The organism is Priestia megaterium (genome assembly GCF_046599315.1).
GTDB classification, from domain to species: domain Bacteria; phylum Bacillota; class Bacilli; order Bacillales; family Bacillaceae_H; genus Priestia; species Priestia megaterium_F.
In genome coordinates this window covers 560671-583636 of sequence record NZ_JBKIKC010000001.1, presented here as the reverse complement: position 1 = coordinate 583636, position 22966 = coordinate 560671, and the positions used below count along the sequence as shown (strand labels likewise).

Annotated in this window: 29 protein-coding genes and 1 riboswitch; of the genes, 18 read left to right on the top strand and 11 right to left on the bottom strand. The window is 38.7% G+C overall.

The window, feature by feature from the left end:
* Window positions 1-40 precede the first annotated feature (40 nt).
* A complete protein-coding gene (locus tag ACLHDF_RS03275; protein WP_181170506.1) occupies window positions 41-196 on the top strand; it encodes a DUF3934 family protein in 156 nt (51 codons plus the stop codon).
* 384 nt (window positions 197-580) lie between these two features.
* Window positions 581-1231 (top strand): RNA polymerase sporulation sigma factor SigH, encoded by a 651-nt coding sequence (sigH, locus tag ACLHDF_RS03270; protein WP_413917591.1) that lies wholly within the window; start codon window positions 581-583, stop codon window positions 1229-1231.
* A gap of 20 nt (window positions 1232-1251) precedes the next feature.
* Here the strand turns inward: sigH and ACLHDF_RS03265 are convergent, their stop codons facing one another.
* Complete coding sequence (locus ACLHDF_RS03265) at window positions 1252-1680, bottom strand: hypothetical protein (protein WP_413917590.1); 429 nt, start codon at window positions 1678-1680, stop codon at window positions 1252-1254.
* 247 nt (window positions 1681-1927) lie between these two features.
* Here ACLHDF_RS03265 and ACLHDF_RS03260 point away from each other — a divergent pair, with 247 nt between their 5' ends.
* The 3 genes from ACLHDF_RS03260 to ACLHDF_RS03250 all read left to right on the top strand — a co-directional run bounded on the left by ACLHDF_RS03260 (window position 1928) and on the right by ACLHDF_RS03250 (window position 4977).
* On the top strand, window positions 1928-2380 hold the full coding sequence (locus ACLHDF_RS03260) for a MarR family winged helix-turn-helix transcriptional regulator (protein WP_413917589.1): 453 nt from the start codon (window positions 1928-1930) through the stop codon (window positions 2378-2380).
* Entirely contained in the window at window positions 2349-3548 is a 1200-nt protein-coding gene (locus ACLHDF_RS03255) for an MFS transporter (RefSeq protein WP_413917588.1), read from the top strand. Before ACLHDF_RS03260 ends, ACLHDF_RS03255 begins: the two co-directional genes overlap by 32 nt.
* Before the next feature lie 178 nt (window positions 3549-3726).
* Window positions 3727-4977 (top strand): C40 family peptidase, encoded by a 1251-nt coding sequence (locus ACLHDF_RS03250; protein WP_413917587.1) that lies wholly within the window; start codon window positions 3727-3729, stop codon window positions 4975-4977.
* A 39-nt stretch (window positions 4978-5016) separates the two neighbouring features.
* Here the strand turns inward: ACLHDF_RS03250 and ACLHDF_RS03245 are convergent, their stop codons facing one another.
* Window positions 5017-5556, bottom strand: coding sequence for a DUF2199 domain-containing protein (locus ACLHDF_RS03245; RefSeq protein WP_413917586.1), 540 nt, complete (start codon window positions 5554-5556; stop codon window positions 5017-5019).
* 152 nt (window positions 5557-5708) lie between these two features.
* Here ACLHDF_RS03245 and ACLHDF_RS03240 point away from each other — a divergent pair, with 152 nt between their 5' ends.
* From ACLHDF_RS03240 to ACLHDF_RS03230, 3 genes are all read left to right on the top strand, one after another.
* A complete protein-coding gene (locus ACLHDF_RS03240; RefSeq protein WP_413917585.1) occupies window positions 5709-6374 on the top strand; it encodes a sigma-70 family RNA polymerase sigma factor in 666 nt (221 codons plus the stop codon).
* Between the two features lie 29 nt (window positions 6375-6403).
* Window positions 6404-6985 carry an ATP-dependent Clp endopeptidase proteolytic subunit ClpP gene (clpP, locus tag ACLHDF_RS03235; RefSeq protein WP_413917584.1) on the top strand — a complete coding sequence of 194 codons (582 nt, stop codon included), beginning with the start codon at window positions 6404-6406 and terminating at the stop codon, window positions 6983-6985.
* A 144-nt stretch (window positions 6986-7129) separates the two neighbouring features.
* Window positions 7130-7774, top strand: a complete 645-nt coding sequence (locus ACLHDF_RS03230; RefSeq protein ID WP_413917583.1) for a Bax inhibitor-1 family protein — start codon at window positions 7130-7132, stop codon at window positions 7772-7774.
* Between the two features lie 292 nt (window positions 7775-8066).
* On the opposite strand, the gene ACLHDF_RS03225 is transcribed toward ACLHDF_RS03230, so the two are convergent.
* Window positions 8067-8303, bottom strand: a complete 237-nt coding sequence (locus ACLHDF_RS03225) for a hypothetical protein (RefSeq protein ID WP_413917582.1) — start codon at window positions 8301-8303, stop codon at window positions 8067-8069.
* A gap of 158 nt (window positions 8304-8461) precedes the next feature.
* Here ACLHDF_RS03225 and ACLHDF_RS03220 point away from each other — a divergent pair, with 158 nt between their 5' ends.
* The gene (locus ACLHDF_RS03220; protein ID WP_413917581.1) at window positions 8462-9148 is read left to right on the top strand and encodes a hypothetical protein; all 687 of its coding nucleotides are present in this window, start codon (window positions 8462-8464) and stop codon (window positions 9146-9148) included.
* A 130-nt stretch (window positions 9149-9278) separates the two neighbouring features.
* On the opposite strand, the gene ACLHDF_RS03215 is transcribed toward ACLHDF_RS03220, so the two are convergent.
* From ACLHDF_RS03215 to ACLHDF_RS03205, 3 genes are all read right to left on the bottom strand, one after another.
* Window positions 9279-9440 carry a hypothetical protein gene (locus tag ACLHDF_RS03215; protein ID WP_413917580.1) on the bottom strand — a complete coding sequence of 54 codons (162 nt, stop codon included), beginning with the start codon at window positions 9438-9440 and terminating at the stop codon, window positions 9279-9281.
* A gap of 59 nt (window positions 9441-9499) precedes the next feature.
* Window positions 9500-10816, bottom strand: a complete 1317-nt coding sequence (locus ACLHDF_RS03210; RefSeq protein WP_413917579.1) for a CitMHS family transporter — start codon at window positions 10814-10816, stop codon at window positions 9500-9502.
* 295 nt (window positions 10817-11111) lie between these two features.
* Window positions 11112-11972: a LysR family transcriptional regulator gene (locus tag ACLHDF_RS03205; RefSeq protein WP_413917578.1), complete on the bottom strand. Its 861-nt coding sequence runs from the start codon at window positions 11970-11972 to the stop codon at window positions 11112-11114.
* Window positions 11973-12156: 184 nt separating this feature from the next.
* Here ACLHDF_RS03205 and ACLHDF_RS03200 point away from each other — a divergent pair, with 184 nt between their 5' ends.
* The 3 genes from ACLHDF_RS03200 to ACLHDF_RS03190 all read left to right on the top strand — a co-directional run bounded on the left by ACLHDF_RS03200 (window position 12157) and on the right by ACLHDF_RS03190 (window position 14882).
* Window positions 12157-13284 carry a 2-methylaconitate cis-trans isomerase PrpF family protein gene (locus ACLHDF_RS03200; RefSeq protein WP_413918253.1) on the top strand — a complete coding sequence of 376 codons (1128 nt, stop codon included), beginning with the start codon at window positions 12157-12159 and terminating at the stop codon, window positions 13282-13284.
* Between the two features lie 93 nt (window positions 13285-13377).
* On the top strand, window positions 13378-14043 hold the full coding sequence (locus ACLHDF_RS03195; protein WP_413917577.1) for a cyclase family protein: 666 nt from the start codon (window positions 13378-13380) through the stop codon (window positions 14041-14043).
* A complete protein-coding gene (locus ACLHDF_RS03190) occupies window positions 14040-14882 on the top strand; it encodes a GNAT family N-acetyltransferase (RefSeq protein WP_413917576.1) in 843 nt (280 codons plus the stop codon). Before ACLHDF_RS03195 ends, ACLHDF_RS03190 begins: the two co-directional genes overlap by 4 nt.
* Window positions 14883-14909: 27 nt before the next feature.
* On the opposite strand, the gene ACLHDF_RS03185 is transcribed toward ACLHDF_RS03190, so the two are convergent.
* On the bottom strand, window positions 14910-15488 hold the full coding sequence (locus ACLHDF_RS03185; RefSeq protein ID WP_413917575.1) for a YjgB family protein: 579 nt from the start codon (window positions 15486-15488) through the stop codon (window positions 14910-14912).
* A 509-nt stretch (window positions 15489-15997) separates the two neighbouring features.
* Between ACLHDF_RS03185 and ACLHDF_RS03180 the strand changes: the two genes are divergently transcribed.
* Both ACLHDF_RS03180 and ACLHDF_RS03175 read left to right on the top strand, forming a co-directional pair.
* Complete coding sequence (locus ACLHDF_RS03180) at window positions 15998-16327, top strand: hypothetical protein (RefSeq protein WP_413917574.1); 330 nt, start codon at window positions 15998-16000, stop codon at window positions 16325-16327.
* A 144-nt stretch (window positions 16328-16471) separates the two neighbouring features.
* Window positions 16472-16578, top strand: a riboswitch (SAM riboswitch).
* Between the two features lie 76 nt (window positions 16579-16654).
* On the top strand, window positions 16655-17317 hold the full coding sequence (locus ACLHDF_RS03175; RefSeq protein WP_413917573.1) for a sulfite oxidase-like oxidoreductase: 663 nt from the start codon (window positions 16655-16657) through the stop codon (window positions 17315-17317).
* Between the two features lie 33 nt (window positions 17318-17350).
* On the opposite strand, the gene ACLHDF_RS03170 is transcribed toward ACLHDF_RS03175, so the two are convergent.
* Window positions 17351-17863 carry a MogA/MoaB family molybdenum cofactor biosynthesis protein gene (locus ACLHDF_RS03170; RefSeq protein ID WP_413917572.1) on the bottom strand — a complete coding sequence of 171 codons (513 nt, stop codon included), beginning with the start codon at window positions 17861-17863 and terminating at the stop codon, window positions 17351-17353.
* A gap of 12 nt (window positions 17864-17875) precedes the next feature.
* Entirely contained in the window at window positions 17876-18364 is a 489-nt protein-coding gene (gene moaC, locus ACLHDF_RS03165; protein ID WP_413917571.1) for a cyclic pyranopterin monophosphate synthase MoaC, read from the bottom strand.
* Window positions 18365-18478: 114 nt separating this feature from the next.
* Between moaC and glp the strand changes: the two genes are divergently transcribed.
* On the top strand, window positions 18479-19744 hold the full coding sequence (glp, locus tag ACLHDF_RS03160) for a gephyrin-like molybdotransferase Glp (RefSeq protein WP_413917570.1): 1266 nt from the start codon (window positions 18479-18481) through the stop codon (window positions 19742-19744).
* On the opposite strand, the gene ACLHDF_RS03155 is transcribed toward glp, so the two are convergent.
* Window positions 19628-19867 carry a YvrJ family protein gene (locus tag ACLHDF_RS03155; RefSeq protein ID WP_413918252.1) on the bottom strand — a complete coding sequence of 80 codons (240 nt, stop codon included), beginning with the start codon at window positions 19865-19867 and terminating at the stop codon, window positions 19628-19630. The genes glp and ACLHDF_RS03155 overlap by 117 nt on opposite strands.
* A 298-nt stretch (window positions 19868-20165) precedes the next feature.
* On the bottom strand, window positions 20166-20597 hold the full coding sequence (locus tag ACLHDF_RS03150; protein WP_413917569.1) for a terpene synthase: 432 nt from the start codon (window positions 20595-20597) through the stop codon (window positions 20166-20168).
* A gap of 249 nt (window positions 20598-20846) precedes the next feature.
* Here ACLHDF_RS03150 and ACLHDF_RS03145 point away from each other — a divergent pair, with 249 nt between their 5' ends.
* From ACLHDF_RS03145 to ACLHDF_RS03135, 3 genes are all read left to right on the top strand, one after another.
* A complete protein-coding gene (locus tag ACLHDF_RS03145; protein ID WP_413917568.1) occupies window positions 20847-21089 on the top strand; it encodes a hypothetical protein in 243 nt (80 codons plus the stop codon).
* 179 nt (window positions 21090-21268) lie between these two features.
* Complete coding sequence (locus ACLHDF_RS03140) at window positions 21269-22132, top strand: pentapeptide repeat-containing protein (protein WP_413917567.1); 864 nt, start codon at window positions 21269-21271, stop codon at window positions 22130-22132.
* Window positions 22133-22267: 135 nt separating this feature from the next.
* Window positions 22268-22861 carry a hypothetical protein gene (locus ACLHDF_RS03135; RefSeq protein WP_413917566.1) on the top strand — a complete coding sequence of 198 codons (594 nt, stop codon included), beginning with the start codon at window positions 22268-22270 and terminating at the stop codon, window positions 22859-22861.
* Window positions 22862-22966: the final 105 nt, after the last annotated feature.

The window sequence follows — 22966 nt, the reverse complement described above, 5'->3', positions numbered from 1 at the left end:
GGTCTTTTTTTATTGTAGCAAACACGCAGGTAACGGAGGAATACTTATGAGTAAAGCAAAAGGCAAAGGCGGTACAGGGCGAGGTACCGGCAAAAAAGGGTGGAACCGCTGGCAGGCAAGTGCAAAAAAGAAGAAAAATGCAAAGCCTTATAAAAGCAAAGGAACAAAAAATGCTGATAAGCCAGAAGGTAACTAATTATATATGAGCAGCATCATCTGCAACTTCGACTTACTCTGCTTGAGTAAGTTTATTTCATATGGAATGATTTTTTATTGATTTTTTTCCGGATTGCTGTCACTATATGAAATAATAAAGTAATTTGTGTGAATTTTCTATAAAAATTGATTTTTTTTGCAAGCACTTTCATATTTCGACAACCTTTTTGATTTTTATCGGTTATACTCTTTTATAATAGATTATAGAAAGATGCAGGGGAGCATAAAGTGAGAGAGGAAAGCGACAGTTTACTCTGTACGCTTTTTGCGTTTCTGGACCGTATTGCAGTAGCATCGTAACAAGTAGATCATGCATCAGTTTAGAACACATCAAAACTCAACTAAGTGTAACGGGGGGATATGAGTGAGCGTAGGCATCGTAATTGAAAAAGTTCAAAATTATGCTATGTTAGAGGATCATGTTTTGGTTGAAATGGTTCATAGTGGAGACGAAAAATCATTGGAGTATTTAATCAATAAGTATCAAAATCTTGTAAGGGGAAAAGCAAGAAAATACTTTTTGATTGGTGCTGAAAAAGAAGATATCGTCCAAGAAGGGATGATTGGGCTGTACAAAGCAATTCGCGACTTTAATGAAGACAAGTTAACATCTTTTAAAGGGTTTGCGGAGTTATGCATCACAAGACAAATCATTACGGCCATTAAAACGGCTACTCGTCAAAAGCACGGTCCATTAAATTCGTACATTTCGTTGGACAAGCCTCTGTATGATGAAGAATCAAATTATACGCTGATGGATATGATTCCTGGAGATCAAATCGCTAATCCGGAAGCGGTACTGATTCATCAAGAAAAAGTGGAAGACCGCGAGTTAAAAATTGCAGAAACACTTAGTGAATTAGAAAGAAAAGCACTGGCGCTGTATATGGACGGCCATTCATACGCTGAAATTTCGAAAGAACTAAATACGCATGTCAAGTCAATTGACAACGCGCTGCAGCGTATCAAAAGAAAGTTAGGCCGAGACGTAGAAAGCAGACAAGCTATTTCATAATAGGTAAAAAAAAGCCGGAATCAAAGGGGTTCCGGCTTTTTTTCACGGTCTTTTAAAATGTCTTGAATAATTTCAATATGAACAGAAGCCCAGGATTGTTCACGGAAATGAAGAAACACGCTTGGAATGAGAATAAAAACATACAGCAGCACAAAAATAATCCAAAGCCAGCTGCCGTCTCGAAATAAAAATTGCTGCAGCCGCTGAGAAAATAAAAAAAAGAGCCAAGGCAAGGCAGAAACGAGAATGGGAATAACGCCGGAGCCGTTTTTTTCTTTGGTCATTCGGTAATAAACCTTCCGTAAAGTAGGGCTGTCTAGCGTAAGGTAAAGCTGCCAAATTTCTTCCATTTCCGCTAATTCATCAATTTCTTCTGCAGGTTGGTTGTGATGAGCCGCTTTTTTTAATTTAAGGTAGACTTTATGAGCATCGCCGCGCAGTGAAAACATATACCAGCCTCCCGCATAGTGTTTCGTCTTCTTTAACAGAGTTTGCAGGCGCATGTAAATATATACAAAAAGTTTCGTGCTACGAAAGAATAAGAAAATAGAAGTGAAAGCGTAAATCATTAGTAGAAATAAAGAGAAAATAGCTGTTTTTTGCTCTTTTTGGCCGTCTTTACACATTGAGCAGTAGCACATATACTAATAAAAGAGCAATTAGTTACCTAGGTAAATAAAATGCGAGGTGAGAAAAGTGAAGAATTTGGTGTTTCATGAGCTTCATCAAAAGTCGAGATTGTCTATTAAAGAAGTAAATGAAGTGTTAAAAGCGTACGGGCTATACAGCTCACAGTATTCGATTCTATTTTGTTTGAAGCGATTCGGCTCGATGACGCAAACAGAGATTTGGCAGTATTTAAATGTCGAGGCGCCAACGGTTACGCGCACGTTAACAAGGCTTGAAAAAAGCGGGTGGATTGTTCGGAAGGCAGGCAGTGATAAACGAGAGCGCATCGTTTATTTATCTCCTCAAGCGGAGAAAAAGCTTCCGGGAATTCAGCAAGAAATTGAATGTTTAGAAGAAAATCTGCTGATTCGTTTATCCGAAAGCGAACAGGATCAGCTTATTTCGTTATTAAAGAAAATTTGTAAATCTACAGAAAAGGGTGAAATGAATGACGAACCAGCAGGAGCCAATCTGGACTAAAAGCTTTATCAGCATTGCAATTACCAACTTTTTTATTTTTGTGGTGTTTTATGCATTGCTCACGCTGCTGCCGATTTATGTATTAGATGCCTTAGACGGCACAAGTACGCAGGCAGGGCTTGTTGTTACGATCTTTTTATTATCTGCGATTATTGTTAGACCGTTTTCAGGGAAAATCATTGAACAAATCGGAAAGAAAAAAACGCTTGTATTTAGTACCCTCATTTTTGCGCTTTCTTCCTTCTTATATATGCTCATCCACCATTTTAACGTGCTGCTATTACTGCGCTTCTTTCAAGGAATTTCATTCAGCTTAGCAACAACCGTCACGGGAGCGATTGCAGCGGATTTAGTGCCAGCTAAAAGACGAGGAGAAGGACTTGGCTACTTCGGAATGTCCATGAACTTAGCCGTTGTTGCAGGGCCGTTTTTAGCACTAACGCTTCATCAGTATATGACATATAACATTATTTTCCTCATATTTGGCGTGATTATGCTAGTTGGCTGGCTGTGCGGCATGCTTGTTAAAAATCTTCAAGAAAACGCTGCTCCGTCAGTAAAAAGATCATTTTCATTGAACGATTTATTTGAAAAGAAATCAATGCCGATTTCATCTGTGGGTATTCTTGTTTCCTTTTCGTATGCAAGTATTATTTCTTTTATTTCTGTGTACGCACAGTCGCTTGGATTGATTAAAACCGCAAGCTTTTTCTTTGTCGTGTTCGCAGCTGCGATGCTGATTTCACGACCGTTTACGGGAAGATTATTTGATAAAGCTGGTCCAAACATCGTGATTATTCCATCATGTATTGTCTTTGCAATTGGATTATTCAGCTTAAGCTTTACGCATTCTTCTTGGATGCTGCTATTTTCCGGTGCGTTAGTAGGACTAGGCTACGGTACTTTGCTTCCAAGTTTTCAAACGCTTGCGATTCAAGCGGCACCTACTCATCGAAGTGCATACGCAACCGCTACGTTCTTTACGTTCTATGATAGTGGTATTGCGGTTGGTTCATTTGTATTAGGAATTGCAGCAGGCGCTTTAGGATACTCAAAACTGTACTTTGCGCTAGGGATCTTTGTTCTCTTGATTACGCTTTACTACAAGTGGATTGCAAATTTACGTCAAAAACAACAAGCAGCGAATATCCAAGTGGGCATGAAATAAAAAAGCTCGGCGCCATAAGCGCCGAGTTTTTTTTCTGGATTTTTTACAGGACTTTGGAAGCTAAGTATATTTAAGCCAAAAGATACTAGCAAATTCCTATCCATCTGCATCATACTTTAACAGGAACCATCTACATATAAAACTTCTTGGGTGAAATAAAAAACAAAGGAGAGCAAATATGAAAGTAATGAAACCTCTTATGGTCACAGCGTTAGGGCTTAGTCTTGCTGCTTTTTATGAAGGCGCTTTTCCTGTAGAAAATGCGGTGCACGTACAAGCTGAAATGAATGACAGTGTGATTGCAGAAAAAGCAAAAACGTATGAAGGTGCAGATTATACGCCTGGAGGGGAGACGCAAAGCGAAGGTTTTGACAGCTCTGGCTTCGTTCAATATGTATTTAAGCAAGCGCTTGATACCATGCTTCCTCGTTCGGTGAAAGAACAGTCAGAGCTTGGAACAGAAATCGGAAAAAATGAGCTGCAGGCAGGCGATGTATTGTTTTTTGACACCAATGGAGATGGTGAAGTGAACATAGCCGCGATTTTTATCGGAAACGATGAGATGATTTATGCATCTTCTTCGGACGGAAAAGTCGTTGTTAAAAACCTTTCAAGCAGCGTGTATTGGTCATCACATTTTACAAAAGCAAAGCGTATTACAGGAGCACCGGAAATTGCAAAAGATAATGAAGTCATTGCAGAAGCGCTAAAACATCTCGGTACGCCGTATGTATTCGGAGGCGAGTCGCCAACGGACGGTTTTGACTGTTCCGCATTTGTTGCGTATGTATTTCAGCACGCATCAGATGTCTATCTTCCGAGATCAACCGATCAGCAGTGGCAAGTTGGAGAAGAAGTTGCCCGCGCAGATTTAAAGCCAGGAGACGTTATCTTTTTTAAAGATACGTATCGTGAAGGTATTTCACATGTAGGTATCTATGCAGGAGGCAATCAGTTTATTCATGCTAAGCGCAGTGAAAACGTGACGGTGGATTACCTCACGAGCAGCTATTGGACGTCTAAGTATGCAGGAGCAAGGCGCTACGATGACTTAGCGCTGTCAAAAGACAATCCATTTGTGACGGAATCTCTTAAATATGTTGGAGAAGTGCCTTACGCACAAGATGGGATGAGTCCTTCTACAGGCTTTGATACAGCTGGTTTCGTTCAATACATTTACAAAGAAGCAGCAGGAAAAGACATTCCGCGCTATGCGAGTCAGCAGTGGGAAAAAGGAGAAACCATTTCAAAATCTGACTTACAGCCGGGAGATCTCGTCTTTTTTGAAGGAAGTTCGCTTATTCCATCTATTTATATTGGAAATGACTATGTCGTTCACGTATCCACATCTGAGGGTGTAAAAATTACAAATTATAAAGTGGACAGCTACTGGGCGCCTAAATATTACGGAGCAAAGCGCATGCCATAAAGGTGAAAAACCAAGACAGTCTGAGGCTGTCTTGGTTTTTTAATACGTAGCTAATTGTTTTTGTATTTCTTTGATTCGTTCTAGAGTTAGCCCTTCCCGCTGCTCGACGGCTAAAGGGTGATCCGTCGGCTCTAACTCGATGAGCGGCCGTGTTCCAACGGATCTTGTATGCACATTTGTTTTTAAATTTAGGGTTTCAGGATACCCTGGTATTGAAACTGAAAACCAGCCGAAATAAGGTGGTTCATGTTCTCTTTCTTCACTTTCCCCTAAATCTATCATTCGGTGAAAATTTTCTTCGCTTAAAGAAACCCAGATGTTCCACATGAAAGGACTTTGTTCATTAAGAACAGGAATTTCAACACAGCCTCTAATGAAAAAATGTTCTTGATTCATGATACAAATTTCTGAATATAGTTCAAAATCGTTTTGTTTTTCATCTTCTGACGCGTCATAATAGTAAAAAGGGGCGTCACTTGTATAGCTCATAGGCAAAGCGGACTGAGGGTGTTCACAGGTCAAGTCTCTATAATGCAGTTTGTTCGTTTTCTTCTTACCGTATAATCTTCTTCTTCGCATATTATTTTAGACTCCTCAGATAAAAGTATCTTCATTATAATACAAAGAAACAGCTGCTTAAGCATATAATGTGTAAAAAAGTTTGATCCCCCGTATCTTTTGAGCTTCCTTTAATCGTTTACTAAATAGAGAGTGCAAAAGGAGTGAAAATCATGTCACATTCAAAAAAAATCGAAAAACAAAAAGAAAGCTTTGACGATGTATGCTGGAACGAGCATTACCCAAAATTGCAGCAGTACTGCCGCTTTTTAGCACAAAATGTGTGGGACGGAGACGATATTGCGCAAGAAACATTTTTAAAGGCTCAACGATATAAAGGTGAAGAGCACAAGCTGTCTTCCGCGCTGTTAAATAAAATCGCGTATCATCACTGGATTGACCTGCTGCGAAAACGAAAGCGTGAAGGAGTAGCTGAAGAAAAAGCTTTGGAACAACAAGCTGAAAAGCATACGTTTGATAATAAAGGACATTCTGTCGAACTGCTGCTTAGTCAATTTACGCCGAAGCAAGCAGTTATCTTTTTCTTAAAAGAAGGATTTCGCTATCAGCTGAAAGAAATAGCTTCGATTTTACAAATGTCAGAAACAGCGGTAAAAAGCAATTTACATCGTGCCAAGCAGCGGTTAGAAAAAGGCGGTGAGCCGTTTTCCACAGATTTTTTTTGGGATGAAAAAGAACAAAAAGAGCTGTCAGAGCTTTTTTATAAAGCGTTAGAAACGCAGGATCCCGCTTTTTTGATTCATGCACTTCCTTCATTAAAAAGCGTTATCCAAAAACCAACTTATACTCCGACATGCACTCTCTGCATGGCTGCATAGCCATATTACGTGTTGTAAGGAGGATATATATGAGTACCATTCCATATGTAATTGAACAAAGTAACCGCGGTGAACGTTCATATGATATTTATTCTAGGCTGTTAAAAGATCGAATTATCTTAATTGGAGACGAAATAAATGATCATATTGCCAACAGTGTGGTCGCGCAGCTGTTATTTCTCGCAGCAGATGATCCTAAAAAAGATATTTCACTTTATATTAACAGTCCCGGGGGCTCGACTTCAGCAGGGTTTGCCATTTATGATACGATGCAGTATATCGAGCCGGACGTTCAAACGATTTGCACGGGCATGGCCGCTTCCTTTGGCGCACTGCTTCTGTTAGCCGGAACAAAAGGAAAGCGCTATGCACTTCCTAATAGTGAAATTATGATTCACCAGCCGCTAGGAGGGGCTAGAGGGCAGGCAACTGAAATTGAGATTAGTGCCCGCCGAATTTTAAAGCTGAAGCAGCATATCAATGAAATCATATCACAACGAACGGGGCAGCCGGTTGAAAAAGTGGCGAATGATACGGAACGAGATTATTTTATGAGTGCTGAAGAAGCAAAGTCATACGGAATTATCGACGGAATTCTCTTGCCGAAATAAAGGTGTAAAAAGCAAGCATAGACGACGTCGTCTATGCTTGCTTTTCTATAAAATAAGAAAAAAGACCTTGGTATTATCTTTATTTTTCTTGAAAAGGTAGGTATTATATAAAATATAACAGATTTTAGAAAGAAGGTTTTACACATGCAAGAAGTGATTGGAGTAGAGCAGCGGTCTCTGTTTCAAAAAGTATTAGTAACATTTATTTTTTCGTTGTTTATTTCAACAGTTGGCTTATACGTGGGGCAATATGTGCCGCCGGCTTATTTTATTCCTTTAGCGATTGCTGAACTTGTTATGCTGATTGCGGCATTTATGTTAAGAAAGAAAAAAAGCGTAGGATACGGTTTTACATATGCGTTTTCATTTATATCAGGCATCACCTTGTTCCCGATTGTTAGCCACTATGCATCAGTAGCGGGCGCACAAGTTGTTCTTTATGCGTTTGGGAGCACGTTCGTTATTTTTACAGTGATGGGTGTGGTTGGCGCAAAAACGAAAAAAGATCTAGGTTTTTTAGGCAGCTTTTTATTAGTAGCGCTGTTAGCATTAGTGTGCATCAGCATTTTCTCGCTGTTTAGTCCTCTAACAACGCCTGCACTTATGGCATTTTCAGTAATTGGCACGATCGTTTTCTCACTTTATGTGCTGTATGATTTTAACCAAATGAAGCACGGTGAAATTACAGAAGAGCTTGTTCCGATGCTGGCACTATCGTTGTATTTAGATTTTATTAATCTATTCATCAACTTGCTTCGCTTTTTTGGTATTTTAGGAAGCGATGATTAATACGAAAGAGGCTGGGACAAAAGTGTTTTAGCTGAAGGAAGATCCGAACGGGGAAGATTCTTGATGGAGAATCAACTTCGTTCGGATTTTTTTATTGGTAGGGTGAAGGTAGGTTTAATCTATTTAGGTGCTTCTAGCTTTTGATTGGAGGGCAAGGCGGAGACTCCCGCGGAAAGCGAAGTCCTGCACGGAAATCAACAGCGGTGTAATAAGCAGTTCAGCTCATGTATCCAATTTGTTCGTCTTTAGATTGGATTGATGCAGCTATGTCTCAATCTCTTTTTTGTTTTAGTTATTCACCGCCGTCTCCATCCTCGCTAACGTCATTCTCTGTTTTTTCGTAGTTTGGACCGGTAGCGTAGGTCTCTTTAAAAAACTTGTCAAGCCACGTAGAACTCGTCGCAACTGCTCCGTTTTTAGCGTGAATAAATTCACTGACTGTATATATTTCAACGACTTGCTTGCGGTATTTCCGAAATAAAAATGCGCTGGCAACAACGCCAATGCTGATCATTACATACGTATTCATAAAGACCTCCTTATAAAAGGGTTAGTGTTATGTATGAAGGTTATAAAAAAGATATGCTTGAACCTAAAAAAGTTCGTTTAGTGGTGTAAGTCTTTGAAAAAATGATAGTATAGAGCATGTTTGGTACACAGAGAACGTAAACTTTTTTGGAAGGATGCATGTTAATAGTGAATTTTAAAGAGTTTTTTACTATTTCTTCATATGAAGTAATTGAACATTGGAGTCGAAAAAAAAACGAAAAGAATATAGATGAATATGAAGTGATGATGTATAACGAAAACATTAGTCAAACAGAAAATGTGATGATTAAATTTAAAAAGATTAACGATGAAATGATAGTTGAAAAGGTACAAACGCTCTCTTATTTTGATAAACAGCGTCCTAAACACCCCTGTAATATTTGCGGTAGCGAAGTGATGGTAAAAGAGAACAGCAATGAAGAACTAGAAGTTTACGTACATGATTGTTCATTTAACTACGAAGAAATAGAGTACTGTTTAAGGAAACTACTCGAAAATGAACTTTTACAGGATCAATTTACTCAAGAAGAATTTGAACGGAATTATGGAGTTAATTACCGTGATGACACTAATAAAGAATATGGCTTTTACGATGCGCAGCAAAGGGATACTTTTTACACCATCTTTAACGATACTGTCTATCACACATCCTATGCAGGGCCACAAGAGCTGCGCTGTAAGTTTTGTGGAATGGATGAAGAGCTGCTTGTTGTAGACGGAGCCTTCTATCAAAAATGCTCTGTGTTGACTCCCCATATAAACCGAATTATTCATATGATTGAAGCAAGGAAACAAAATGAACCAGACTTAATAAAAGGCTCATGAGAGGAAAGGTGCTAGCAGCTGTTCCATAATCCGCTTGGCCAGAGTGTACAAAAAACATAAAAAAAGAAGCTTCCTTTTGAGCGAAAGGAAGCTTATCAAGTTTGTACCTATAGGGTTGAGTAATACGTAATTAAATAGCTATCGGAACAACCGATAAATCATTAAAGTAAACAACTTCTGAAAGAATTGTGCAGCCCTTCAGCCTTTTTAGCTGAGAAAGCGCTTCTTCTTTACTGTCAAACTCGTACATTTTTATTTCACCTTTTTTTACATAACACGTAATTACATACATTTAAAAGGTTCCTCCAACCATATTTATTAATAAAAAGCCATAACAGCTTTTATTTCCTATTAAAATAACGTAAGTGCGCCTGTTACAATAGCAAGGACAATCAAAACAAGAGAGGTTAAAACCGCCCATTTAAATGCAAAGCGCTGATGTTCACCAAGATCAACACCTACCATACCTACAAGTAAGAAGGTAGACGCAACGAGTGGACTTAGCAGATGAACAGGTTGTCCGAGTACCGAAGCTCGTGCAATTTCCAGCGGGTTAATTCCGTAAGAAGCAGCGGTTTCAGAAAATATTGGTAAAACACCAAAGTAATAGGCGTCGTTGCTCATCACAAATGTAAACGGCATGCTTGTTAAAGCGACGATTGTCGGTAAAAATGAACCGAGTGAATCAGGAACTAAATGAATTAACAGGCTGGCCATTTCATCGACCATTTTAGTGCCGGATAAAATTCCTGTGAAAATACCCGCTGCAAAGACAAGCGCTGCAACGGTTAACGCGTTGCCTGCATGAGCCATTAAACGTTCTTTTTGATCCTCAAGTTTTGGATAGTTAATCATAAGAGCAAGTGCAAAACCAATCATAAATAAAACAGAAACAGACCAAATACCAGAGACCAATACGACCATTAGTACAATTGTTAGAGCTAAGTTAATCCAGATTTTTTTTGGCTGTGTAATATCTTCTTGAGAAGTTAAGGACGCGTCTTCAGCAAAAGCAAGTGAGCTTTTTAATTCAAACTGCTCGATGTCAATCGCACCAAGTCGTCTGCGCTCTTTTTTTCCAAGGATATAGCCTGTAAAGATAACCCATAAAGCGCCGCCAATTAATGTTGGAAGAAGCGGAATAAAGAACTCTGATGCATCGAGGTGAAGGGCAACAATCGCGCGAGTAGCCGGGCCTCCCCAAGGCGTCATGCTGCTCATAATACTAAGAGAAAGCATCGCAACTGTCGTTAACACTAACGGGCTCATATTCAGGCGTTTATAAAGTGGAAGAAGAGCAGAAACCGTAATCATATAAGTGGTTGTACCATCTCCGTCTAGTGCAACTAAAAGCGATAGAAGAGCCGTTCCAATCACGATTTTAAGCGGATCGCCTTTTACGATTTTTAACAGCTGTTTGATTAATGGATCAAACAGGCCGGCATCGATCATAACGCCGAAATATAAAATGGCAAACAGCAGCATCGCAGCTGACGGGGCTACTTGTTTTAACCCTTCTAGCATCATGTCTCCAACGCCTTTACCAAATCCTCCAATCACGGCAAAAAGAAGCGGAATGACCATTAAAGCTACGATAGGAGACATCCTTTTTGACATAATCAGATACGTAAAGACAATGATCATTGTAAAACCTAGTAGTGCTAGCATTCAAACAACCTCCTTTATTTTCCCTCTTTCCTTTGAAAGCGTTTACTTTTAGAGTAAAAAAACGTGACTAACAACTCTCATCCCCAAGTATGAGCAGTAGTTTGATTATTAAGAATTTTTAAAGCCGCTCTTTACTCCCGCTGATGTTTCTTGTTTTTATGTTAGTACATTTTAAAAAATAAAGGAAATATAGGTTTTTTTAGAAAGTTCATAAAAAATTTTTATAATGGTAGTCTGGAAAAAGCTTGGTCCAAAAGAGAGATTCTCTAAAGGCACAAACTTTTTAACGATTGTTTTACTTTTCACTTAGCTTCAAAAAATCAATAAATGCCTTAACAACAGATAGATTTAAGTAAGAGGGATCATACATGAGCCACGTGTTTCGAAGCAGAGGTGATTCATCCCGGTATGAAAGTCCATATGTATATAAGTTGTCGCTAGAGTGAAGGCAAATTTCAGGTAAAATCGCAAAGCCTAAATCATTTTTGACCATTTCTTTGGCTGTTTCTTGCCGGTCAACTTCCATTGCCACAAACGGAGGTTCTGAAAACTTGTCATGCCACCAGTCTTGAATGAGATCTTTTAGTGACGTATCGGTTTTATAGTTAATATAAGGTAAATTCGGCAGGTCATCGATGGCAATTTCTTTTTTAGAAATTAAGCAGAGCCGTTCTTTCGTCAGCAGTGATTTTTCTCCGTTCCACGGATAATTGCCTCGTAAAATACCAACGTGAACACGCGAAGAGTCCAATAGATTCATGACTTGCGTACTCCAGCCAGTATTAACGCTGAACTGCACGTTTGGGTAGTGAAGAGAGAACTGCTTTAAAATTTTAGGAAGCTTATGCTGTGCAAAGTTACTCGATACCCCTAAGCGAAGCGTTCCCGTAACGGTTTCGCTCATATTACGCATGCTGTCTTTTGTTTCTTGCAGCTGCTTCCACATATTTTCTGCATAGCGAACAAGGTGCTCACCTTCAGATGTAAACTCAATTCCTTTTTTTGTTTTAAAAAACAGCGTCACGCCAAACTCTTCTTCAAGGTTTTTAAGGCGGTAGCTTAAAGAAGGCTGCGATACATAGAGCCTTTCAGCCGTTCGCGTAATGTTCTTTTCCTCGTGAAGCGTTTTAATTAATTTCCAATCTTTTTGATCCATCCCAATTCCCCCTTGTATTTAGATTATAAAAAAATTTTTAAAAAGACAATAAATTTTATGTATTTTACTTATGACCACCTCTATTATACGATAAATGGCAAATGAACCGGTTCTAAATAGTAAAAAAATAAAATGCTTTGATGAACGCCTCGGCGTTTGTTAGTAGGAGAGAAAGGTGATTAATATGACGCGTATTCCTGTAACGGTTATGAGAGGTGGAACGAGTAAAGGAGTTTTTATCAATCATGAAGAAATGCCTGTGAACAAATCGGATTGGGAACCGTTTTTGCTAGATATAATGGGAAGTCCGGATCACCGTCAAATCGACGGGTTAGGCGGTGCCAATTCGCTGACGAGTAAAATTGCGATTATTAAAAAGTCAGATTTAGAAGAAGCTGACGTGGACTACACGTTTGCGCAGGTCAGCATCAGCGAATCTCTCGTTGATTTTAAAGGGAACTGCGGCAATATCTCTTCAGCAGTCGGACCTTATGCAATCGAACAAGGACTTGTCAAAGCTGTGGAACCGGTAACCAAAGTACGGATTTATAACACGAATACAAAAAAAGTAATCGTAGCGGAAGTAGAAGTAGAAAACGGAACGGTAAAAACAGAAGGGTCATGTATGATTCCTGGAGTGCCAGGTACAGGTTCACCTATTTATCTTTCATTTGAAAACGGAGAAGGAGCCGTTACCGGAAAACTGCTGCCGACGGGAAATGCTATTGATTTGCTGCACACATCCATTGGAAAGATAAAAGCATCAATTGTTGATGTAGGAAATCCGCTTGTATTTGTTGAAGCAGCGGATATTGGCCTAACAGGAACGGAACTTCCGCATGAATACACGGAAAAACAGCTAATGTTACTTGAAGAAATACGCTCAATTGCAGCGGAAAAAGCGGGACTCGCACCTCAAGACAAAGCAACTAAACTATCACCAGCCGTTCCTAAAATGACGATTATTGCTCCTCCTATGAACCACCGCGACGGAACTGGAAGAGAAAGAGCAGCTTCTCAAATGGATCTATTAATTCGGATGATGTCTATGCAAAAGCCGCATCAAACGCTTGCCATTACCGGAGCAATTTGTACAACAGCGGCGATTTATACAAAAGGCACGCTGCTGTCAGAAATGGTTCAGCTAAAAGGCGATACGGTTCGTCTTGCGCATCCAATGGGAATTATGGAAACCAGTGCAGATTTAAAAAATGGACAGGTTAAGGGAATCAAAGTAGTGCGTACAGCTCGCCTTATTTTTGAAGGCTTTGTTTATACAAAGCACACGTACGATGTGTGTTTATCAAGTTAGTAGCGTTCTCTAAAAAACCTCTTTCTATGAAACTAGGAAGAGGTTTTTTGTGTTAGAATATTTTTACTGAATATTTAAAAAGTAGGTGAAGGTATGAAAAAAAGAACGTATATTGATCTAAGTCACGTAATTGAAGATGGAGTTATCACACATAAAGGCTTGCCGGCACCAATTATTTGCGACTATTTAAGCCGAGAAACGTCTAAGAAGCTTTATGAACCAGGGACTGAATTTCAAATCGGTAAAATTGAAATGGTCACGAATACCGGTACATATATTGACGTGCCGTTTCACAGATACAAAGATGGAACCGATTTAGCTCAAACGGCTATTGATAAGACAGCCGGGTTAGAAGGAATAGTCGTTTCAGTTGACCCGAATTTAACGGCTATTGATGAATCCCATTTTCAACATGTAGACGTAAAAGGCAAAGCGGTATTAATTTATACGGGATGGGATCGCTACTGGAATACAGACGATTACTTAGAAAATCATCCATACTTAACAGAAAGCGCAGCAGCTTATTTAGTGTCTCGACAGCCGGCTCTTGTTGGGATTGATTCGATGAATATTGATGACACAAAAGGGAAAGCAAGACCAGCTCATACGCTGCTGTTAGGGGCGGATATTGTGATTGCTGAACACTTATGTCACTTAGATCAACTAACAGAGCCATTTTTATTTTACGCAGTGCCTCCTAAAATAAAAGGAGCCGGAACATTTCCAGTAAGAGCATTTGCGGAGGTACAAAGAAAATGATCCAGTTACATAGATATAGAGAAGTGCAGGAGTTTAAAAACCAAGTAGAGCCGCTTTTATCAAAGAATGAAGTTCTTCATAACTTAGCGCTTGGCATTTTACACAGCTTAAATGAAAGCATCAAGCCGAATTTTATGGGTGTTTTTTTGAAAAATAACCATGCTGCGCTTGTTTTGCTGCAAACGCATCCTCAGCAAATTATACTGTCTCAAATACAGCAGCTAACGGATCTTGAACTGAACGAAGCGGCTGAGCTATTACAAGAAATCGAAATACCCGGATTAGTTGGAGAGAGACAAACGGTTTTATATCTTTCTCAACAACTAGCAAACTTAAAAAATCAAGAAGCTTCTTTAAAAATGGATCAGCGCATTTATCGGTTAGACAAAGTGAAAAAAGCTTCGGATACTGACGGAGTGCTAGTAAAAGCAAGGTTGAAGCAACTTCCGCTAGTGACGGAATGGATAGAAAAGTTTATGGAGAACATTGGGGAGCCTGTGTCAAAAGAACAAGCTGCAAAAGCAGGAGAAGCCTTTATTGAAGCGGGAGGGTTGTTTCTATGGGAAGTAAACGGGAAGTATGTATCCATGGCAAATGCCACGCGTCCAACAGCCCATAACATTACGATTAACTATGTGTACACGCCCCGTGAAGAGCGTAAAAAAGGCTATGCATCAAGCTGTGTGTCCACGCTTTCGCAGCTTATGCTAGACAGCGGTTTTCAAACAACAAGCTTATACACAGACGTTACAAACCCTACGTCTAATAAGATTTACATAGACATTGGCTACGAACACGTAGCTGATTCAGCATTAGTTTTATTCCATGAAAAAAAGTAGCAGATTTTCTGCTACTTTTTCTATTACTCAAGGTTTTGCAACTAAGTTTACATGATTTAACGTTTTGGCATCATCAAAGATAAATTCAAGATCATAAGCGCCGGCGTGATACGTGTACTTTGTTTGAGTAGTACCATCACCTTTTACTTTGCTTGTAAAGTTCGGCTGACCTAATTCTTTCTTTAAGTTAGCTTGCGTGATGGAGCCTAGATTTGTTTGACGCTCTACATTTGTACCAAAATAGCGGATTTCGTTAATCACGTTATTTTGGTCATAGCCAAATGCATATCCAGGGTGACCCATTTCCGCATGATAGTAGTCAAAGTTGTTTGATGAACCTTCAGGCGGTGGGCCGAACTGATCACGGACATCTTGACGAAGGTTTTTGCCGATTTTTAAGTCTGCCGTTAAGCGTGGCACTTCACCTTGCACCGCCGCATTATAAATTTCATTAATGTTTTTTACAGCTGTTTGACTGCTTGTTTCTTGAGATACAGCTGCATGTGCTGGTGTATCAAACTGAGCGACAGGAGCAAATCCAAATGCAGCAATTCCTGTAATGGTTGCAGTGGCTGCTACTTTTGATAATCGTTGTTTCACTTTCATAATTTTTTCCTCCTTTATATATACATCGATTTATCACCCCTGACATACCAAAAGAGCAGGCATGTCGGGGGTGATAGACCTAAGCGTCTGCAGCCCCCCTTGCGGGGTAGGCAGCATCCGCATAGGTAAACCCTTGGGAGAGTAGTCAAGGAGTCTTAATTTCTATTTAGAATAAAAAGCTGTCGAGTTAGTAACTGTTATATATATAATTTAACACGCCTTTTAAAATGTAAACGTCAGTCGAAGTAAAAAGTAAAAAAACGATTCGTTTCTCATAGGCGAAACGATTTGTTTATATTCCTTTATTATGTAAAAAAAAGTAATATAGGAAGAATACTAAGTCTTTATAAAAAAGTAGATAATAATTGTAATTATAGGACAACAAATCAATTATTTGTTAAAAAGGTAATGTGAATTGCAGCCGTGTATCTAGGACTTGGGGTAAAAACAAGTTTAGGGCAATCTGTTGTGTTAAATAGAAGAAAAAGAATGTAAAGGAGAGAAAGGTAGTGTCGAAACGGTTCCTACTAACCGTAGCAGCTGGAGGATGTATAATACTCTGTGGCGCGCTGCTTCTATTAAATTGGGAAAAGGTGTTTGGGGATTACCGTCCCATTCAAACCGCAAAAGCCGTATATAAATTAGAAGTGCAAAGTCAAGATGTAGCAAAGACTACGGATCGAGATGATGCCCTCCATTATATGGTGAAAAAAGGCCATGTGTTAAAAGAAAAAGATATTGATCATAACCAGCTTGTTTTTAATGATGGACAAGGGAATCAACAAATTTACTATAAGCGCTTTGCCAGGAAGTATACGATGATTGATGGAGAAGGGTAAAAGTCTTAGTTTGTATTTTAGTAGATTAAAACCTTGTAACCCTGTCTGTTTTTAAAGTTTTTATGTGAAAAAGAAAAATAATATTGACAATTTTGAAAAAAAGCTTAATACTGACTTTATTACATAAAACAAATACAATTTGTTTCCTTATCAAGAGAGGTGGAGGGACTGGCCCTGTGAAACCCGGCAACCGCTGTCTATGACAGAATGGTGCCAAATCCTTAAGAGCGCGCTGCTCTTAGAGATAAGGAAGAAGCTGAAACGAAGCTCTTCCTTAACGATTTAAGGAAGGGCTTTTTTATGTAGAAAAAACAAAGAGGTGATATTTTGAACAAAGCAGACCGTATTAAACGAATGAAAATACCAGAAATTGATCCAAAATATGAAGGACGAGTGCCTCCGGGTCAGGTAGTGACGGAGCGCTTTCCCATTTTACATGAAGGCGACGTGCCGAAGTACAACCTAGAGGAGTGGACGCTTCGCGTGTTTGGGCTAGTAGACAAAGAAGTGACGCGTTCATATCAAGATATATTGGACATGCCGCAAACGACGGTGAAATGTGATATTCACTGCGTAACGAGATGGACGAGGCTTGATAATGAATTTACGGGCGTGCTGTTTACAGACTTTTTAAAAGCAATTGGCGTGGAGTTAAAAAGTAAATACATCATGCTGCACGGAGACAATGACTATACGTCAAACATTGAGGTGGAAGATTTACTCAGAGATGATATTCTTCTTGCCCATTCCTTTAACGGAGAGCCGCTTACGGCTAAGCATGGATATCCGTTAAGATTGATTGTTCCGCATCTGTACTTTTGGAAAAGTGTCAAATGGCTTCGAGGCTTTGAAGCCATTGATGAAAACCATCCTGGCTTTTGGGAGCAAAACGGCTTTCACCTTAGAGGAGATCCGTTTAAAGAAGAACGTTTTTCTGGAGAAGATTTAGGGATTCCAGAAGATGAGTGGGTACATAAAGACTATGATTAATAAAAATGCCTATGCGTGTGCATAGGCATTTTGTTAACGCTGGCGGTTTAGCTCCCACACAACGTGGCGTAGCTCAGGCAAAATCAGCTTGGTCATAGCTAGACGAACAGCACCGCTTGATCCCGGTGTAGAAAAAACGGCTTTTTCGTTAATCGTCCCAGCAATTGCTCGGCTCATAATCGCTGCGCTGCCAATATCTTCAGTGTAGCTCAGCATACGAAACAGCTCGCCAAACCCGACGATTTCTTTATGAATCAGCGCTTGAACGGCTTCAATCGTGACGTCTCGTTTTGTGATGCCTGTCCCGCCGTTTGTGAGGACAACGTCAATTCTGTCATCACTGCATCCGGTAAGTATCGCTTGTTGAATCGACGTTTGGTCGTCTTTTACAATTTCATATGAAGCGACTTGCATGTCGTGTTCTTTCAGAAGTTCAATCATTAGCGCGCCGCTTTTATCAGTTTCTTTTGTACGCGTATCTGATACCGTAATGACTTTACAGCGAACGGGCTGAGTTGCTTTTGATTTATGTTCGTGTACGCTCATTGTGTCCCTCCTTTAAGCTTCTGTGCGCTTGTAGTCACCGTTTTTGCCGCCTGATTTTTCAAGTAAATACGTTTCGCCGATAATCATGCCTTTATCAATGGCTTTGCACATATCATAGACAGTTAATGCACAGGCAGAAGCGGCGGTTAAAGCTTCCATTTCAACGCCCGTTGAGCCTTCTGTTTTAACAGTTGCTTCTATTAATAAACGGTATTGATCATTGCTTGTATCCCAGTCAAATGAAAGGTTCACGCCTTTTAATAGAAGAGGGTGGCACATTGGAATAATGTCAGACGTACGTTTTGCCGCCATGATTCCCGCTACTTGTGCAACAGCAAGGACGTCGCCTTTTCCAATTTTATGTTCTATAATGGCTTCGTGAATTTCTTTGTTAACAAGTATGCTTGAACGAGCTGTTGCAATGCGGCGAGTGATAGATTTTTCGCTGATATCGACCATATTGGCACGGCCTTGGTCATTAAAATGTGTAAAAGAAGACATCAGTGTTTTCATCCTTTTTCAGTAAATTTTGTTGTATGATAGAAATAGTGAGATATGCTATGATTTTACACCATAGCGCAAAAAGTGAACAGATGTAAAGGAAGTGAAGAATGTATGTTAGAAAGCAGAACACCTATTTCAATTCCTGAAGCAATTGAAAAAGTCATGGCATATAAAAGAAAAGGCAGCATCGAACGCGTATCGATCACTGAAAGCTACGGACGTTATTTAGGAGAAGATATTATCGCTGATCAAAACGTCCCTCATTTTAATAAATCGCTTTATGACGGCTTTGCGGTTCGAGCACAAGACTGCGTAGAAGTCTCAAGTGAACATCCTGTGGAGTTCGAAGTTGTAGGTGAAATCGGCGCCGGCTCTGTCTTTGAAGAAGAAGTAAAGCCGTTTCAAGCGGTGCGTATTATGACAGGAGCACAGGTGCCTCATTCGTGTGATGCAGTTGTGATGCTTGAAGTAACGAAGTCGTATGAAAAAGAAGGCAAGACGTATATGGCGTTAAGCCGACGGGCTTCAAAGTGGGAGCACATTGCGTTAAAAGGAGAAGAAACAAAAAAAGGAGACGTGCTGGTTTCACAAGGAACGCGCATTAATCCTGGAATCACGGCTTTTTTAGCGACGTTTGGCTATGCGGATGTGGCTGTAGTGAAGCAGCCGGTTGTCGGTGTGCTAACAACGGGAAGCGAACTGCTTGATGTAAATGAACCGTTAGAACCAGGGAAAATTCGCAACAGCAACTCTTATATGGTACTCGCGCAAATCGTAAGAAGCGGCGGGATTCCGAAACACCTAGGTAAGCTTGAAGACAACTTTGATCGCTGCTATGAAGCGGTAGAAAAAGCGCTTGAAGAAGTGGATATTTTACTGACAACCGGCGGCGTATCGGTTGGCGACTATGATTATTTACCGGCTATTTACGAAAAACTAGGCGTGAATGTGCTGTTTAACAAAATTGCGATGCGACCAGGAAGCGTCACAACAGTCGCGGAACGAAACGGACAGCTGCTGTTTGGGTTATCTGGAAACCCATCTGCTTGCTATGTTGGGTTTGAGCTGTTTGTTCGTCCGATTGTTCGTAGCTTTTTGCATTCACCGGCGCCTCATTTACATAAAACAACAGCCGTATTAAACGGCCGTTTCAAAGAACCTAATGCATTTACGAGAATGGTGCGAGGAGAAATTACAGACGAAGGCGGAAAGCTTGTTGTAACGCCAGTTGGAATGGACAAGTCAGGCGCTATTTCCTCTTTAGCTGCCGCGAGTGGCTTGATTGTTCTTCCAGGTGGAGATCATGGATATGATAAGGGAATAGAAGTGAACGTGCTGCATCTTGAAAAAGAAGGTACGAATTCGCTTTGGGTATAAAAACAGAAGTTGCTTATTGCTTGTCCTTTTTTCAATAAGAATTTGAAGCAGTTCTGTAATTCTATCTAATTTGCTTTCAATACGAACAAGTAAATAAAAAGATAGTGCAATTGGAAAGCCCAAATCTTTAATATAATTAACCAAGTCTCCTATAATAGTATACCTCGCTCAATTAGAAGGTACATTATGATATGCGATTTCTAAGTATTTGTTCGCAGGGAATACACCCATTTTTAAGACAAAAGTCCTTGTGAAATAAGAAAAAGCAGCCTCGGCATTGGCAAGCGAGGCTGCTTTTTGTAAGGGTTCATTCACACGCATTAAGCATGAACGATTATTGGAGCTAAACTATAACATATTTTTTGAGATAAATACTATTTTGGATGCGTTTTAATAGGTGTATAAAAGTATAGTTTATATTTTAATCTTGAGATAAATAAATCCAATTTATTTCATCAAATTCTTCAATAATATAATTTGAACCTATATTCTTTAAAATTTTATTGAAAAATTTTATATTAACTTCATGACCATACAAATCTTCTTGAATATACTCTATAATAATAAAGTTTGTTAAATTTGTATTATTAACAAAATCTGAAAAGAACGATCTTAGAAAGGTTGAATCTTCTTCATTTAATTTTTCATCATTAATTATTGAAATCCTAAAGACATTTAAAATCGCGTTAATATCTTCTTCATCCATATAACATAATGGATCTAGTTTTTTATCTTCTTCTGTAAATGGATTTCTAGTGTCTTCAATGACTGCAAAAGATATGATTTCTCCATTTCTTGCTACTTGGAAAATTTCTAAATCACGCAATTTTAAAATTCTATGAAGCGATAGCATAAGTTCCTCCTATTCAAATATTAATTTACGATATTTTAATAAATTACATACTGTTAAGCCTAAAGAGTATAGTATTCAGTTTACAGTAAGATAATCTTGTGTGCTGTTAATTAACAAATATATAACCATAAAAAGGAATCTATAACTATAGATTCCTTTTACTTTTCTGATATTTAACATTATGGCAACTAAGTTATTTCACCTAAACTATTCCTTTAATGTTATTTTTAATAATAGGGAGAGTGAGATATGAATTTGAAAAAGAGCCAGTCTTATATTGATTTGACGGTAAGAAATTGGGATAACACAGAGTTTGGCAGTACATTGAGGGAAATGTGTGAAGCAGCTAGAGAGTATGAAAATGATCATGTTGAAGTCCATCAAGTAGTGAATTTAGGGAAACGTAAAGGAGAATGGCATTACTTAATTATCTTAAATATCAGTCAAGATTTAGATAATTTAGGGACACCGGTAGAAAGTAATTATAGGTGATTAAAACTCTATCGTCTTATATAAGATAATGAAATTTTTGGTTCCTGTACAGCTGATTATGGTAACAAAATCCGGATCTTACACACTGAATATAACCTGAAAATTACCTTTATTTTCTCTTTAACTATTATTAATATAATAGTATATTGTGGTATTTAACATGGGAGGAATGGGTTGTTTTGTCTAATAAAGCAGAAATAGATAATGATACTCGAAATAATTTGCGTTCCGACTGTTCAAAGTGTTTTGGTTTGTGCTGCGTAGCCTTACCTTATGCAAGATCTGCTGATTTTGCGTTTGATAAAGATGGTGGCACTCCTTGCCGTCATTTACAGTCAAATTATTCATGTTCAATTCATAAAAACCTCATAACTACAGGATTTAAAGGTTGTGTGGGATATGAATGTTTTGGGGCAGGTCAAAGGGTTTCTCAAATTATTTATGAAGGAAATAGTTGGAGAGATAACAAAACGAGGGCTAAGGAAATGTTTGATGTGTTTCCAATTATTCAACAGTTGCATGAAATGCTTTGGTATTTAAGTGAGGCACTTGATTTCCAAGCAACGAAACCGATTCACAATGATTTAAAAATTACCTTTGAAGAAACTGAACATCTAATCGAACAAAGTCCACAGGATATTTTGAAAATTGATGTACATGAACATAGAATGAAAGTGAATGGCTTGCTTTTACGTACAAGTGAATTAGTACGCCCTAAAACAGCTACTAAAAAGTTAGGAAAGAAACTTAAGCGTAGCTGTGATTATATTGGTGCTAATCTAAGAAAAGCTAATCTCAGAGGAGCTAATTTAAGGGGAGCATTATTTATAGCTGCCGATCTTAGAGAGGCTGATCTACGATTAACAGACCTTATTGGTGCAGACTTTAGGGATGCTGATTTAAGTGGTGCGGACCTTGCAGGGAGTATTTTTCTTACTCAAGCACAGATGAATGCGGCAAAGGGCAATGTACATACAAAGTTGCCAGCTAATTTAGCTATCCCAAGACATTGGGGAAAAGAAGCTCAAGGGCTAGTTCGATAGTTCTTGAGCTTCTTTTTTGTGCCGAGAATTAACATTATGGTAACTAATTATGTATGAAGTATAAATACGTTTTTATAGGGATTTTGATATATAATTAAGGTTAAAGAAAGAATTATTTCAGGAAGAGGAAAGTGTGTGAAACGTAATCGATTGTTGCTTTTATCGTTAATTAGTAGTTTATTAGTTATTCTAGTGTCCTTTTTTCAGTGGAATCTGGTTGATATTGTAACGGAATTTTTAATGTTACCTATTTGGTTATTTGTATATGCTTTCTTTATCATAATGACTGTATGGGCACTGATTCATCTTTTTAAAAGTAGAAATTGGCAACCATTTTTTATTCAACTTATTACTATCGCATTATGGCTCTTCTTTCCCTTCAATCAAGTCAATTTAGATCTGAACTTTAAAATTCATCAAGATAAGAGAGAAGAGGTTGCAGCTAAAATAGAAAATGGTGTCATTAACCCTAATGTATCTGATAATCCATCACTTATTCAATTACCTAAAGAGTATACTCAGTTGTCTAAAGGTGGAGGAGCCATTGTATTAGAAACAAAAGGAAAGGCTAAATCAATTCTTTTCTTTACATACCGTGGGATGCTAGACAATTTCTCAGGGTTTGTATATGACCCAAACGATAATAAACCTTCAAAAAGCGATTTTGATGGGGATTTTAAACAAATAGAAAAAGTACATAAAAACTGGTATTATGTATCTTCTTATTAAAAAAGGGCTTTTAATTCTAATTAAAAGCCCTTTTTGAGGTTTCTGAGAACGTTGATTACGGTAAATGCTCGTGCATAGGTCATACATGAAATACACTAATCTATT

Bases quoted from the DNA above. Each gene is read 5' to 3' on its own strand.
- ACLHDF_RS03265 (WP_413917590.1), bottom strand. From the start codon at position 1,680: ATGTTTTCACTGCGCGGCGATGCTCATAAAGTCTACCTTAAATTAAAA.
- ACLHDF_RS03255 (WP_413917588.1), top strand. From the start codon at position 2,349: ATGACGAACCAGCAGGAGCCAATCTGGACTAAAAGCTTTATCAGCATT.
- ACLHDF_RS03250 (WP_413917587.1), top strand. From the start codon at position 3,727: ATGAAAGTAATGAAACCTCTTATGGTCACAGCGTTAGGGCTTAGTCTT.
- ACLHDF_RS03245 (WP_413917586.1), bottom strand. From the start codon at position 5,556: ATGCGAAGAAGAAGATTATACGGTAAGAAGAAAACGAACAAACTGCAT.
- ACLHDF_RS03240 (WP_413917585.1), top strand. From the start codon at position 5,709: ATGTCACATTCAAAAAAAATCGAAAAACAAAAAGAAAGCTTTGACGAT.
- clpP (WP_413917584.1), top strand. From the start codon at position 6,404: ATGAGTACCATTCCATATGTAATTGAACAAAGTAACCGCGGTGAACGT.
- ACLHDF_RS03230 (WP_413917583.1), top strand. From the start codon at position 7,130: ATGCAAGAAGTGATTGGAGTAGAGCAGCGGTCTCTGTTTCAAAAAGTA.
- ACLHDF_RS03225 (WP_413917582.1), bottom strand. From the start codon at position 8,303: ATGAATACGTATGTAATGATCAGCATTGGCGTTGTTGCCAGCGCATTT.
- ACLHDF_RS03220 (WP_413917581.1), top strand. From the start codon at position 8,462: ATGTTAATAGTGAATTTTAAAGAGTTTTTTACTATTTCTTCATATGAA.
- ACLHDF_RS03215 (WP_413917580.1), bottom strand. From the start codon at position 9,440: ATGTATGTAATTACGTGTTATGTAAAAAAAGGTGAAATAAAAATGTAC.
- ACLHDF_RS03210 (WP_413917579.1), bottom strand. From the start codon at position 10,816: ATGCTAGCACTACTAGGTTTTACAATGATCATTGTCTTTACGTATCTG.
- ACLHDF_RS03205 (WP_413917578.1), bottom strand. From the start codon at position 11,972: ATGGATCAAAAAGATTGGAAATTAATTAAAACGCTTCACGAGGAAAAG.
- ACLHDF_RS03200 (WP_413918253.1), top strand. From the start codon at position 12,157: ATGACGCGTATTCCTGTAACGGTTATGAGAGGTGGAACGAGTAAAGGA.
- ACLHDF_RS03195 (WP_413917577.1), top strand. From the start codon at position 13,378: ATGAAAAAAAGAACGTATATTGATCTAAGTCACGTAATTGAAGATGGA.
- ACLHDF_RS03190 (WP_413917576.1), top strand. From the start codon at position 14,040: ATGATCCAGTTACATAGATATAGAGAAGTGCAGGAGTTTAAAAACCAA.
- ACLHDF_RS03185 (WP_413917575.1), bottom strand. From the start codon at position 15,488: ATGAAAGTGAAACAACGATTATCAAAAGTAGCAGCCACTGCAACCATT.
- ACLHDF_RS03170 (WP_413917572.1), bottom strand. From the start codon at position 17,863: ATGAGCGTACACGAACATAAATCAAAAGCAACTCAGCCCGTTCGCTGT.
- moaC (WP_413917571.1), bottom strand. From the start codon at position 18,364: ATGTCTTCTTTTACACATTTTAATGACCAAGGCCGTGCCAATATGGTC.
- glp (WP_413917570.1), top strand. From the start codon at position 18,479: ATGTTAGAAAGCAGAACACCTATTTCAATTCCTGAAGCAATTGAAAAA.
- ACLHDF_RS03150 (WP_413917569.1), bottom strand. From the start codon at position 20,597: ATGCTATCGCTTCATAGAATTTTAAAATTGCGTGATTTAGAAATTTTC.
- ACLHDF_RS03145 (WP_413917568.1), top strand. From the start codon at position 20,847: ATGAATTTGAAAAAGAGCCAGTCTTATATTGATTTGACGGTAAGAAAT.